The sequence below is a fragment of the Saccharopolyspora rosea genome, assembly GCF_025643595.1.
Lineage (GTDB): Bacteria > Actinomycetota > Actinomycetes > Mycobacteriales > Pseudonocardiaceae > Saccharopolyspora > Saccharopolyspora rosea.
In genome coordinates this window covers 4,417,361-4,429,717 of the sequence record NZ_CP102826.1, presented here as the reverse complement: position 1 = coordinate 4,429,717, position 12,357 = coordinate 4,417,361, and the positions used below count along the sequence as shown (strand labels likewise).

The 12,357-nt window shown below is 70.2% G+C and carries 14 protein-coding genes; 9 read left to right on the top strand and 5 right to left on the bottom strand.

All coding sequences use genetic code 11. From position 1 onward, the window contains the following. Positions 1-97 precede the first annotated feature (97 nt). Positions 98-316, bottom strand: a complete 219-nt coding sequence (locus NV263_RS20425) for a hypothetical protein (protein WP_263248086.1) — start codon at positions 314-316, stop codon at positions 98-100. 307 nt (positions 317-623) lie between these two features. Here NV263_RS20425 and NV263_RS20420 point away from each other — a divergent pair, with 307 nt between their 5' ends. Genes NV263_RS20420 through ligD form a run of 5 tightly spaced genes read left to right on the top strand, consistent with a single transcriptional unit; the run spans position 624 to position 4,297 of the window. Further along, positions 624-947: a hypothetical protein gene (locus NV263_RS20420; protein ID WP_263248085.1), complete on the top strand. Its 324-nt coding sequence runs from the start codon at positions 624-626 to the stop codon at positions 945-947. Further along, positions 944-2,215, top strand: a complete 1,272-nt coding sequence (locus NV263_RS20415) for a hypothetical protein (RefSeq protein WP_263248083.1) — start codon at positions 944-946, stop codon at positions 2,213-2,215. Before NV263_RS20420 ends, NV263_RS20415 begins: the two co-directional genes overlap by 4 nt. Before the next feature lie 7 nt (positions 2,216-2,222). Then, positions 2,223-2,804: a YbaB/EbfC family DNA-binding protein gene (locus tag NV263_RS20410; protein WP_263248080.1), complete on the top strand. Its 582-nt coding sequence runs from the start codon at positions 2,223-2,225 to the stop codon at positions 2,802-2,804. Between the two features lie 39 nt (positions 2,805-2,843). Continuing rightward, entirely contained in the window at positions 2,844-3,428 is a 585-nt protein-coding gene (locus NV263_RS20405) for a DNA polymerase ligase N-terminal domain-containing protein (RefSeq protein ID WP_263248079.1), read from the top strand. After that, on the top strand, positions 3,428-4,297 hold the full coding sequence (ligD, locus tag NV263_RS20400; RefSeq protein WP_263248077.1) for a non-homologous end-joining DNA ligase: 870 nt from the start codon (positions 3,428-3,430) through the stop codon (positions 4,295-4,297). The genes NV263_RS20405 and ligD overlap by 1 nt, the downstream gene beginning before the upstream one ends. Before the next feature lie 52 nt (positions 4,298-4,349). Here ligD and NV263_RS20395 read toward each other — a convergent pair whose 3' ends face one another. Together NV263_RS20395 and NV263_RS20390 are read right to left on the bottom strand one after the other, a co-directional pair. Then, positions 4,350-5,264, bottom strand: coding sequence for an SH3 domain-containing protein (locus NV263_RS20395; protein WP_263248076.1), 915 nt, complete (start codon positions 5,262-5,264; stop codon positions 4,350-4,352). Continuing rightward, the gene (locus NV263_RS20390; RefSeq protein WP_263248075.1) at positions 5,264-6,718 is read right to left on the bottom strand and encodes a hypothetical protein; all 1,455 of its coding nucleotides are present in this window, start codon (positions 6,716-6,718) and stop codon (positions 5,264-5,266) included. Before NV263_RS20390 ends, NV263_RS20395 begins: the two co-directional genes overlap by 1 nt. A 697-nt stretch (positions 6,719-7,415) precedes the next feature. Between NV263_RS20390 and NV263_RS20385 the strand changes: the two genes are divergently transcribed. From NV263_RS20385 to NV263_RS20370, 4 genes are all read left to right on the top strand, one after another. Continuing rightward, positions 7,416-7,799 carry a hypothetical protein gene (locus tag NV263_RS20385; protein ID WP_263248074.1) on the top strand — a complete coding sequence of 128 codons (384 nt, stop codon included), beginning with the start codon at positions 7,416-7,418 and terminating at the stop codon, positions 7,797-7,799. A gap of 63 nt (positions 7,800-7,862) precedes the next feature. Continuing rightward, the gene (locus tag NV263_RS20380) at positions 7,863-8,357 is read left to right on the top strand and encodes a (2Fe-2S)-binding protein (protein WP_263248073.1); all 495 of its coding nucleotides are present in this window, start codon (positions 7,863-7,865) and stop codon (positions 8,355-8,357) included. Then, positions 8,354-9,343 carry an FAD binding domain-containing protein gene (locus tag NV263_RS20375; protein WP_263248071.1) on the top strand — a complete coding sequence of 330 codons (990 nt, stop codon included), beginning with the start codon at positions 8,354-8,356 and terminating at the stop codon, positions 9,341-9,343. Before NV263_RS20380 ends, NV263_RS20375 begins: the two co-directional genes overlap by 4 nt. Next, positions 9,340-11,427 carry a xanthine dehydrogenase family protein molybdopterin-binding subunit gene (locus NV263_RS20370; protein ID WP_263248070.1) on the top strand — a complete coding sequence of 696 codons (2,088 nt, stop codon included), beginning with the start codon at positions 9,340-9,342 and terminating at the stop codon, positions 11,425-11,427. Before NV263_RS20375 ends, NV263_RS20370 begins: the two co-directional genes overlap by 4 nt. On the opposite strand, the gene NV263_RS20365 is transcribed toward NV263_RS20370, so the two are convergent. Both NV263_RS20365 and NV263_RS20360 read right to left on the bottom strand, forming a co-directional pair. Beyond that, positions 11,402-12,085 (bottom strand): DUF1990 domain-containing protein, encoded by a 684-nt coding sequence (locus tag NV263_RS20365; protein ID WP_263248068.1) that lies wholly within the window; start codon positions 12,083-12,085, stop codon positions 11,402-11,404. The genes NV263_RS20370 and NV263_RS20365 overlap by 26 nt on opposite strands. Next, positions 12,078-12,290 (bottom strand): hypothetical protein, encoded by a 213-nt coding sequence (locus tag NV263_RS20360; RefSeq protein ID WP_263248067.1) that lies wholly within the window; start codon positions 12,288-12,290, stop codon positions 12,078-12,080. The genes NV263_RS20365 and NV263_RS20360 overlap by 8 nt, the downstream gene beginning before the upstream one ends. Between the last annotated feature and the right edge of the window lie 67 nt (positions 12,291-12,357).

The window sequence follows — 12,357 nt, the reverse complement described above, 5'->3', positions numbered from 1 at the left end:
TGCGCGTCCCGTATTCGTTACCCATGCTAAGTAACTGCGCGGGTGATCGGCAGGACCGATCCGCGCACCCCGGCGTGACCGCGGTGGTCACGCCGGGTCAGGAGGTGGCCAACGGCTGCTCCCCGGCGTAGCGGTAGCGCCACACGCCGTCGGCTCGCCGGTCGCTGAGCGCGTAGCGGGCGCAGGGTGCCGCGCTCTCGCGGGGCGCGGGCAGCGTGAACCGGTCCACCGGCATGTCGGCCTCCACGGCGGGGAGGACGAACGACCGGCCGTCCTCGGGACCGCCGACGAGCTCGGCGTGCACGTGTTGGTGCATGGGCAGGCCCTCTCCTGTGTCCGCTCGGTTCCTCCTTCGATCGGACCAGAACCGGCCGGTAACCGTTCCCAAGATCACCCGATCGTCCCAGTGGGGGTGGAAGTGCGGCTCAGGGCCTGTCCTCGAACTCCTTTTGCGCGGCGGGAGCTCGGCATCGGCGGCGCTGCTCCATTCGAGTGGCGTCCGGTTGTTCCGCTTCGAGGCTCCTCGTCGGCGCCTAGCGTCGTCGTCCCACCAGCGATGCGGGGCGGTGCGAGACGGGGCTTCTCCACGTCGCGGATCGGCCGGATCGACGACGGGAGCGGACATGGCTGAAGGATTCCAGGCGGACGCCACCGAGCTGTGGAAAGCCGCTTACCAGCACCTGGAAGGGCTCGCTGGTGATATGGACGAGAGCCTGGCGAAGCTGCGCAAGGTCGACGAGGACATCGACCTGTTCCGCGGCGGGGGCGACGTGTTCCGGAGCATCGAGCCGTACTGGTCCGACACGCGGTACTACCTGGAACGGGTGCTCGCCGACAACAAGGAGAACGTGCACCTGGCCGCGCAGGCGCTCATGCAGATCGCCCAGCGCTACGACGCCGACGACAAGGAAATCGCCGACTGGCTGCGGGGGCACGGACAACCATGACGGGAATCACGAAGAACGAGGACTGGGCCAAGCACTGCGCGCACTACAGCCGCGCGCTGCGCCTCGTCTGGAGCGACGTCGGCGTGGCCTACCTCTCGGACGGTGACGACGGCTCGCACACCGCCCCGGAGCCGAACGATCCCAGAGCCAGCCGCGTCAACGAGAAGCCCGAGGTGGGCAAACCGATCGACCGGTCGGGCGGGATGGGCGCCTCGGACGACGTGCTCAACCGCTGGCACGAGATCGACGACAAGCTGGAAAGCCTGCTGCACCACGAACTCCTCTCCGGGGACCTGGAGGCCGCCGGGGAGTTCCTGGACGCGCTGTCCAAGGTCGCCGTGCGCGGCAACGGCATGACCGCGTCCGGAATGGACGGTTCGAACCCGGCGGTCGACATCAACGCCCGCTACCAGGACCGGATCAACCGGATGAAGGACAGCCTCGTCCACTGGGAGGGCAATGCCGCCGACAACTTCCGGATCACGTTCCTCAACGACCTGAGCATGTCGCTGGCGAAGTACCACGGCAGCCTGGCGGCGGCATGGGTCGCCGTCAACAAGTACAAGTCGGCGGTGCTGGCGCTGCGCAGCGACGTGATGGACGTCTTCGCCCGGGCGAAGAAGGCCTTCGAGAAGAAGGAGGAGACCGACAAGAAGGTCACCGTCACCGTCCTCAGCGCGCTCGCCACGGCCGGTGTCGCGTGCAGCGGTCTGGGGGTCGCCGCGGCGACGGCGACGGAGGCGACGCGGGCGGCGGCGACCGCGCAGGCTGGACTCGCGTTCGGTGACGCGCTCAAGAACGTCGGGACCAGTGCGGCGCCGCTGATGATCGGGGCCAAGACCAAGGGTGAGGCCGTCGTCCACGCGGCGCACAACCTGGAGAAGATCGTGCAGGACGCGGAAACCGCGGCCGAGAAGCTCAAGGACACCCTGTACTCCGTCACGAAGTCGCTGACCGGGAAGAACCTGACCGGCGTGACCGGGGGCGACCCGAGGAAGCGCGAGCCGGGGGTGCGGGTCGAACGGCCGGCCGTGGTCTTGGACGACAAGTTCGACCCCGAGGAGTTCAAGCGCGACGACCAGCCGCAGGGCACGATCGACCGCGCGGACCGCAGCGAGCTCGTCGGCGTACCGGAGAAGGACCACGACCGCCAACGCGACCACTACATCCGCGATCCCGCGGACCGGCGGGGCGAGAACATGTGGGACGGCTTCATCAAGGGTTCGCTGCCCCCGCAGCGCAAACCCGACGCCTACGAAGAGCAGTGATCGACGCGTGCCACCCGAGGACCTGGACGCCAAGGCGGCGCGGCTGCTCGCGGACGCCGAACACCTAGAGGAGACGATCAACCGCAAGCACCAGGCGCTGGAATGGGCCGGGCGGGAAGCCGCGGCCGTGCGGGGGACCGCGTCGTCCACCGACGGCCTGCTCCGGGCCACGGTCGACCGCGACGGCGTGCTGCTGGACCTCGAACTGGCCGCCCGGGCCCGGCAAGCGCCCGCCGCCGGGCTGGCGAAGGCGATCACCGGCGTGGTCCAGCGGGCGGTCGCGGACGCCCGGCTCCGGGTCAGGCGGATCTACCAGGGGCTGCTCGACGAGGGCGTCATCGACCAGCTGCCGCCGCTGCCCGAAGGGCCGCGGACCGCGCCGGTGACCGTGCCGGTGCCCTCCGCACCGCCCGAGGGCGCGCCCGAGCCCGCGGAGCCGGTGCCCGCGCCGGAACCGGAACGCCGGGAACCCGAACGCGGGGAACCCGAGCGTCCCGCCGCGAGGCCCGGCGACACCGGTGAGACCGGAACCTGGTTCGACCAGCGGCCGTGGCCGGTGCGCAAGGGCTGGCCGGGCCGACGCGAGTAGGCGTGTTGCGCCGGGCGCGGTGGCGGGTACGCGACGGGCATGGCGAAGGACGAATTGGCCGACTACCGGCGCAAGCGGGATCTGGATCGGTCCGGCGAACCGGCCGGCGGCGAGCCCGGGGAGCAGCCGCGGTTCGTCGTGCAGAAGCACGACGCGTCCAGCCTGCACTACGACTTCCGGCTGGAGGTCGGGGACGTGCTCAAGTCGTGGGCGGTGCCCAAGGGGCCGTCGCTGGACCCCCGGCAGAAGCGGCTGGCCACACCCACCGAGGACCACCCGCTGGACTACGCCGACTTCGAGGGCGAGATCCCGGAAGGCTACGGCGCGGGCACGGTCGTGGTGTGGGACAGCGGCGACTACCGCAACCTCACCGAGCGCAAGGGCGAGCCGGTGGACATGGCCGACGGGCTCGACGCCGGGCACGTCAAGTTCTGGCTGGAGGGCAGCAAGCTGCGCGGCGCGTTCGCGCTGACCCGCACCCGGTTCCGCGGGCAGGAGCAGTGGCTGCTGGTCAAGGTCGACGACGAGGGCGCCGACCGGCGGCGCAACCCGGTCAGCACCCAGCCCGAGTCGGTGCTGACCGGCCGGACCAACGCCGACCTGGAATCCGGTGGAGGCCGCTGATGACCACGACGGTGGACGTCGCGGGCCGGACCATCGAGATCTCGCACGGCGACAAGGTGCTGTACCCGGGCGAGGGGTACACCAAGCGGGACGTGGTGGAGTACTTCCGGTCGGTCGCCGACGCGATGGTGCCGCACACCCGTGGCAGGCCGCTGACGATGCGCCGCTTCCCGGACGGCGTGGAAGCCGACGGGTTCTTCCAGAAGGAGGCGGCGGACTACTTCCCGGACTGGCTGCGCGTGGTGTCGGTGCCGCAACGCGGCGCGTCGGGCGCGGTGCACCACGCCGTCGTCGACGACGCCGCGACGCTGCTCTACCTGGCCAACCTGGGCTGCCTGGAATTCCACATCGGACTGTCCCTGGTGGACGATCTGGACAGGCCGGTGGTGGCGGTCGTGGACCTCGACCCGCCGGCGGGGGAGCGGATCGCCGAACTGCGCGCGGCCGTGCGGTCGGTCTGCGCGCGCTTCCGCGACGCCGGGCTCACCCCGCACGTGCAGACCACCGGGAGCAAGGGCTTCCACGTCGTCGCGCCGCTGGCGGGCAGGCGGGGCTTCGACGACGTGCGCGCCGCGGTGCGGGAACTGGCCGACCACGCCGTGCACGACGAACCCGAGCGGTTCACCACCGAACAGCGCAAGGACAAGCGCGGCGACCGGATCTTCCTGGACACCAACCGCAACGCCTACGGGCAGACGATGATCGCGCCCTACTCGCTGCGCGCCCGCCCCGGCGCGCCGGCCGCCACGCCGATCGACCCGGCCGAACTCGGCCGCGTCGAGCCGGGGACCTACGGCCTGGCGAACATGGCCCGCAGGCTGGCGCAGAAACCCGACCCGTGGGCCGGCCTCGCACGATCCGGCACCTGATACTGCCCGCACTCGTGGAAACAGCCGCGTGGCGGGAGTGGCCGGGAGCTACCTACTCGCCCCAACGGTCGGTCTCATCCGCGCTGACCCTTTCCAGCTGACGGCCCTCAACCCATCCCGACCACTTTCCGGACCGCACGTGGGCCCACCTTCCCCGACGTTCAAGGACCCGCAGCTGCACGCCTCCGGGCAAGGTGGCGCTGCACTCCTGGCTCCGGTCGGGCATCGCCCAGGCATGCATCCCGCCGGGGGGAACGGCGAAAACGGGAGTCTCGGTATCCACATCCGGGCCCTGAGACGTCGCGTCCGGACGAGCCCGCGTTGCCTGCTGGCCGGGAATCCCGGGCGGTTCCGGCCAGTCGCTGTGCGTGGAAATCGCGCTGTCGGCGCCGGGCGCATCGAACGGCGCTTGCGTTGACGCCGCCATCACCTGCCTGATCCGATCGCGCTGTTCCGCGGCTCTCTTCTCGGACAATGACTGGAGATCAGCCCACACTCGGACTTCCTCCGCCTTCCGCGCTTCAAGCACGTCAAGCGCCTCGGCTGCCTTCAACACGGCGGACACCGTGAGCAAGAACGCTTGAGCGGCCAGGTCCTCCAGGAACAACGGAGCACGGATGACGACCACCACGTCACCATTCGCGCTGGGACGGACTTCGCAATCGACCAAGGGAAATCCTGTCGCGAATTCGGTGACGATTCGGGAGAGATTTCCAACGGAAGACCGAGGTTCGCCGACTATGCGCCAGTTTTCCTCGACGGCCGATCGCGGAATCACTCGTTCGTGAATCGCCCACCATGTGTTGCCGCGTTCGCCGGACTCTCGACCATCCTCGGTCTTGAGCACGACGAGGGGATGCGTCCCGCCGGGTTTTCCGATATGCAGCTCTTCGGTCTCGCCATGGCGGCGTCGCTCAACGCTGACATCGAGACATGACAGCCACCGCTCGAACGCTGTCGTATCCATCACGATTCATACCTGCACTTCAGATCAAGATGGTTGGCGGCTCGAATCCTGACCAGCTGAACACCGAGTTCGCCCGCCGAGCTTTCGGCGTTCGCTTGTTGCGCACGAGCGTCTGCCGCGTCTTTCCACGCGGCTTTCAGCTTTTCAAGATACTCGGCCTCGATTTTGTTGTACTCGATTTGAATCAGCTTGTCCGCCTGTTCGTTCCAGGTCTTCGGGTCGGCGGCCGACGTGTAGGTGGTCGCTCCAAGTCCCAAGATCGCCAGCCTTGCGATAACTTGTCCCGCCATCCCGGCGGGTGGCGAAGCGATCATGAGCAGGTACGAGCAAAGCATCGTCAACGACGTCGAATTCAGAGGTCCTGCCCGCTGGGCTCTGATGTAGTTCGTTCTGAAATTCTGGGCGACGTTGTCGTTGGCGGCTTTCCATTGTGCCTGTATTTCTTCGATCCTGGCGTCCGCGTTCGCGACAGCCCGCTCGGCGAGCGTTTCATTCCGACGTGCTTGGCCGTATGCCTCACACGTCTGGTTGAAGTCTTCGACAGCCCTTGCCAGCTTTGCGGTAGCGGCATCCATCAACGGACGGTCGAGCGGCGCGCCGTCGGGACGATCCGGATCATTACCACCCGGTGTCGCTTGCTTGGCGGCGTCGTCGTCATCCTTGCCCGTCGCGCGAGGTCGGGTGGCGGCAAAGCCGCCGATGCCTCCTGCGGCCGCTGCGCCCGCGGCCACCAGGTCACTGATGCCTCCGGTAACGGTATTCCCCGACGGCTGTGGGTTGCTGCCGGATGGCGGGGTGTTATTGCCGGGTGGCGGGGTGTTCGGGGTGTTGTTGCCGGGCGGTGGGGCGTTGTTGCGTGATGTGTTGTTGTTGGGCGTATTGCTGTTGTTCGGCGTGTTGTTGTTGGGCGTACTGTTGTTGTCGGACGTGTTGTTGCTGCCCGGGGTATTGTTGGGCGCATTGTTATTGCCGGGCACGTTTCCGGGTGTGTTGTTATTACCCGACACGTTTCCGGGTGCGTTGTTGTTGCCGGGCGTGTTGTTGCTGGGTCCGTTGCTGTTACCGGGCACGTTGTTGTTGGGCGTGTTGTTGCTGCCCGGTGCGTTGTTGTTGGTCGTATTGTTGTTGCCCGGCGTGCTGTTATTGCCCGGCGTATTGTTGCTGGGCGTATTGTTGTTGCCGGAGGAACCAGTGTTTCCGGACGAATCGCTGTTGCCCGGCGACTGGCTGCCGCCTGCCGGCGGCGGATTCGGCGGGTTCGGATTCGGAGTGCTGGCGTAAGCCCAGGGTGCGCCGCACAGTGCGATACCCGCGAAAAACATCGCAAGCGCGGCCGTGCGCAACCACAGCCAGCGCACCCGCTTGGGAACGGACCTTCCGCTACCCACGTGCACCGGCTCCTCCGGACGCTGGTGACCTGGATGGGGGCGGGCCAGCCATACGTGGATGTTCATGCCGTTCACGGTCCGTGAGTTCGGCTCTGCAGGTGGCGGCGGACCCGACGCGGCTCCGCCGGTGATGTTTCCCAGTTGGCCGTCGGAGCCGCCGTCCCGGGTGGGAATGGTGCGGCGCGCTGCGCCGCAGCGGCCAGCCGAGCCTGCTGCGGCCGACGTGACTTCGCGTGCCCAGCCAGACGTCGCGTGAGCCGCCAGGCCACGCCGACCGTGACACCGAGAGCGGCGCCGAAGGCCAGCCACATCAGGCCCCAAAGCACGAGAGAGGGGACGAATATGCTGTTCATGGTGTTCACCTGAACCCGGCTTGCCGGCAACATCCATGCGCCGCAACGGCAAGTTCATCAGCAACGAAGGCTGCCGCGGACATCAACGCCCTTCGCGTCTCGCGGGTTCACGAGACACCTGCAAGACGGTGTTGCACAGAGGAAAACGTCCCCACCTCGAAGGCGCCACGGGCTCGATGGAGGTTGCGGCCGCCCCGCGCTTCCGGCCATCAAGCAGGCGCACTGCGCACCGCTGCCACCGTCGGAGCAACCCGCGGCGGTGCAGGTTGCGACAAGCCCCCTCCCGACAGGGAACGCGGCTCGCCGGCGACCCTCTCGGAACCGGATCCGTGGACAGGTAGTCACTTTCCGCATGGTGGTGGTTAGCCGCCGTGGCGGCGGGTAGCCGACGGGCGGAAGGAGGAACGAGCATGTCCGATCCGTTCGACGCCAACACTCCCTCCGCCGACGAGGTCGGCCCCGACCCGGAGTCCCCGGAGGACCCGGCGAACCTGCAGGGAGCGGAGAGCCTCGACGAGGACGAGCTCGGCACCGACCCGCTGGAGCGCGGGGTGGAACCACCGGAGCACTGGTCGCCGGTGACCGCCGACCGGCCCACGCCCCGCGAGCAGCGCGAGGGCGGTGGCGTCGACGAGTACCTCGCCGGGGAGCGCCCCGACGAACCCGAGGAGATCCCGCCTCCGCTGGCCGAGACCCGCATGCACGAACTCGACGACGCCGTCGACGAGCGCGCCGAGCAGGAACTCACCGACGCCGGTGAGGAGCCCGGAGCGAACGAGGCGCGGGGGGCGTGACGCGGCGGGCAGCCGGGTAACTCTGGCCCGGTAGCACCGTGCGGGCCGGCGAGGGAGGACACCGTGGAAGCCGAGATCACGCTCACCGTCGACGGAACGGCTCACCGGCTCACCGTCGACACGCGCACCACCGTGCTCGACGCGCTGCGCGAGCGGCTCGGGATCACCAGTCCGAAGAAGGGCTGCGACCACGGGCAGTGCGGGGCCTGCACGGTGCTCGCCGACGGGCGGCGGGTGAACAGCTGCCTGATGCTCGCGGTCGCGTTCGACGGGGCGCGGATCACGACCGCCGACGGACTCGTCGAGGACGGCGAGCCGCACCCGGTGCAGCGCTCCTTCGTCGAGCACGACGCGTTCCAGTGCGGCTACTGCACGCCCGGCCAGGTCGTCTCCGCGGTCGGCGCGCTGGACGAGATGCGCGAGGGCTGGCCGAGCGCGGCCACCGACGAGGGCGGCGGGATGGACGAGGAGATCCGCGAGCGGATGAGCGGAAACCTGTGCCGCTGCGGCGCTTACGCCAACATCGTCCCGGCGATCGCGGAGGTCGTGCAGCGATGAGGCCGTTCCGCTACCAGCACGTCGACGACGCCGACGCCGCGGTGTCCACCCTGGCCGAGTCCCCCAACGGCGCCTTCCTGGCCGGCGGGACGAACCTGGTGGACCTGATGAAGCTGGAGGTCAGCGCACCGGACGTGCTGGTGGACGTCCGGCAGCTCACTTCCGACCGCGTGGAGACCCTCCCCGACGGCGGGGTGCGCATCGGCGCGGCCGTCACCAACAGCGCGCTGGCCGCCGACCCGCTCGTCCGGCGCGGCTACCCGGTGCTGTCGCAGGCGGTGCTCGCCGGCGCGTCCGGACAGCTGCGCAACCTCGCCACCACCGGCGGGAACCTGTTGCAGCGCACCCGGTGCGTGTACTTCCAGGACGTCACCACGCCCTGCAACAAGCGCGAACCCGGCACCGGCTGCCCGGCGCGCGAGGGGTTCCACCGCGAACACGCGATCCTCGGCGCCTCGCAGGCGTGCGTGGCGACCCACCCGTCGGACATGGCCGTGGCGATGGCCGCGCTCGACGCCGTCGTGCACACCAAGGGACCGCACGGCGAACGGCGGATCCCGCTGGTGGACCTGCACCGGCTGCCCGGCGACGAACCCGAACGGGACACCGTGCTCGAACACGGCGAACTGATCACCGCCGTCGACCTGCCCGCGCTGGAGTTCGCCCGCAACTCCCGCTACCGCAAGGCCCGGGACCGCGCGTCCTACGCCTTCGCGCTGGTATCGGTCGCCGCGGCCGTCGACGTCGCCGACGGGCGGGTGCGCGACGTCCGGCTCGCGCTGGGCGGGGTCGCGCACAAGCCGTGGCGGGCCGCGCGGGCCGAGGAGGTGCTGCGCGGCGCGGCCGCCGACCTCGCGGTGTTCCACGACGCCGCGGAGGCCGAGCTCGCCGACGCGAGACCGTTGCCGGGCAACGAGTTCAAGGTGCCGCTGGTGCGCAACATGGTCGTCGCCGTGCTCGCCGAGCTGGCGGGGGTGCCGCGATGACCGTCACGACACCGCTGATCGGCGCGCCGATCGACCGCATCGACGGGGCGGACAAGGTCCGCGGCCGCGCCCAGTACGCCTACGAGCACCCCGTCGAACGGCCGCTGTACCTGTTCCCGTTGCAGGCGCGGATCGCGCTCGGCCGCGTCACGACGCTCGACGCGTCCGCGGCGCTGCGCGAGCAGGGCGTGGTCGCGGTGCTCACGCACGAGAACGCGCTGCGCCTGGCCGACGTCTCCGACGCCGAACTGGCCATCCTGCAATCGCCCGACGTGGCCTTCCGCGGCCAGTTCATCGGCGCGGTGGTGGCCGAGGAACCCGAGACGGCGCGGCGCGCGGCGGGCCTGGTCCGGGTGGAGTACCAGGAGCACCCGCACGACGTCGACCTGCACCCCGCCCGCCCGGACCTGGTCACCCCCGGCGAGGTCAACGGGGGTTTCGCCACCGACACCACCGAGGGCGACGTGGACGGCGCCCTGGCCAGCGCCGCCGTGACGCTCGACGCCACCTACACCACGCCGCTGGAGCACAACAACCCGCTGGAACCGCACGCCACCATCGCCCGCTGGGAGAACGGCGAACTCACCCTGCACGACTCCACGCAGGGCGTGCACTGGGTGCGCGACGCGATCTCCGGGCTGTTCGGCATGGACCCCGAGCGGATCCACGTGGTGTGCCCGCACGTCGGCGGCGGGTTCGGGTCCAAGGGGCTGCCGCACGCGCACGTCGTGCTCACCGCGATGGCCGCCCGCCTGGTGTCCCCGCGCCCGGTCAAGCTCGCGCTGACCCGCCAGCAGATGTTCGACGTCGTCGGCTACCGCACCGGGACCATCCAGCACATCCGACTCGGTTGCGACTCGCGCGGCCACCTCACCGCGATCAGCCACGACGTGGTGGAGCAGACCTCGCGGATCAAGGAGTTCGCCGAGCAGACCGCGGTGCCCACCCGCACCATGTACGCCGCGCCGAACCGGCGCACCACCCACCGGCTGGCCCGGCTCGACGTGCCGGTGCCGACGTGGATGCGGGCGCCCGGCGAGTGCCCGGGCATGTTCGGACTGGAAGTGGCGATGGACGAGATGGCCATCGCCTGCGGTCTGGACCCGGTGGAGTTCCGCGCCCGCAACGAACCGGACACCGACCCGGCCACCGGGCGGCCGTTCTCCAGCCGCCACCTCGTCGACTGCCTGCGCGAAGGCGCGCGGCGCTTCGGCTGGTACGACCGGGCACCCGCGCCCCGCTCGAACCGCGACGGGCGCTGGCTGGTCGGCACCGGGGTGGCCGCGTCGACCTACCCGGTGTTCTCGATGCCCGGTTCCCGCGCCACCATCCAGGCCCGGCCGGACGGGCGGTACCGGGTGCTCATCGGCGCGGCGGACATCGGCACCGGCGCGTGGACCGCGCTCACCCAGATCGCCGCGGACGCGCTCGGCGTGGCGATGGACGACGTCTCGCTGAGCATCGGCGACACCGACCTGCCCTACGCCTCCGGCGCGGGCGGTTCCACCGGCATCACCTGCTGGGGCTCGGCGATCGTCGACGCGGCCCGCGGCCTGCGCGAAGTGCTGCCCGCCGGGGAACCGGTGCCCGAGGAGGGCGTCGAGGTGACCGGGCGGCTGCCGAAGAACCCGCACGCCGGGCGGCTGGCCATGCACAGCTTCGGCGCGCAGTTCGCCGAGGTCCACGTGCACGCCGACACCGGGGAGATCCGGGTGCCGCGGCTGTTCGGGCTGTTCGCCCTCGGCCGGATGATCAACGCCAAGACCGGGCGTTCCCAGCTGATCGGCGGGATGACGATGGGGCTGTCGATGGCCCTGCACGAGCACAGCGTCGTCGACCGCAGGTTCGGCCACGTCGTCACCCGCGACCTGGCCGAGTACCACGTGGCCTCCAACGCCGACGTCGGCAGGCTCGACGCGGACTGGATCGAGGAGGACGACCCGTACGTCAACCCGCTCGGCAGCAAGGGGATCGGTGAACTGGGCATCGTCGGCACCGCCGCGGCCATCGCCAACGCGGCCTACCACGCGACGGGCGTCCGGGTCCGGGACCTGCCGATCACGTTGGACAAGTTCCTCCGGTGAAGCACGAGGGGGCCAGCACGAACGGGCCGTCCCGGACGGCGGTGGGCGGCGTGGCACCGGACCGGGCGTCGCGGACCAGGTTCCGCAGGCGCTGCCCGCAGTCCCGGTAGAAGCGCAGCTGGGTGCGCCGCCCGAACAGCCACCAACCCGCCCGCAGCAGCGGGCCGAGGTCGGGGCAGCGCTGCGAGAAGCCGGAGACGACGAACTCCACCGCACCGGATCGCAGGTCCTTGACCACCTCGTAGTGCATCCGCCCCCGTTCGAGATGGCCCTGCAGGGTGTCGTAGGCCCAGCCCCAGACCCGGTGCCCGGCGCGGATCTCGTCGGTGACCGTGGTGACCCGCACCCCCATGTGGAACCGCAGACCGCCGAACCGGCCCTGCAGCAGCATGGTCCGGCCCAGCAGGCCGTCGCGGGTGTCGTAGACGGCGCGGATGCGCACGGGGTCGGAGAACTCGTAGTCGCGCACCAGCCGGCAGGCGACCTCCCACGGCCCGCCCGGTTCGGGAGGCCCTGGACGCTCGTGGGCCACGGCGCGGCGACTGACGTCGTGGTGCCAGCCGGAGGTGTCGACCTCCGCGTCGGTGAAGTTCACCGGGCGCGAGCGCAGGTCCCGCAGCGCGGCGGGGACGTCGACGCCGCGCAACAGGTCACTCACGGTCGCGCAGCGAGTCCCCGATGAGCCACAGCGTCGGCGCCCACAGGCCGGTGAACAGCGCGCGGCGCTCGGCGTTGCCGCGCTCCTGCTGGTCGACGGTCTTCGCCCGGATCCACAGGGCCAGGCACAGGACCACGGAACTCAGCGACAGCGCGTGCAAGTGGGCACTGCGCAGCCCGACCGAGTGCAGCGCGCGCACGATCATCGACGTCTCCCCGGTGTGAGCGGTTCTCCCATTCCGGGTACTACCCGGGCACGCAGCGGTGCTAACG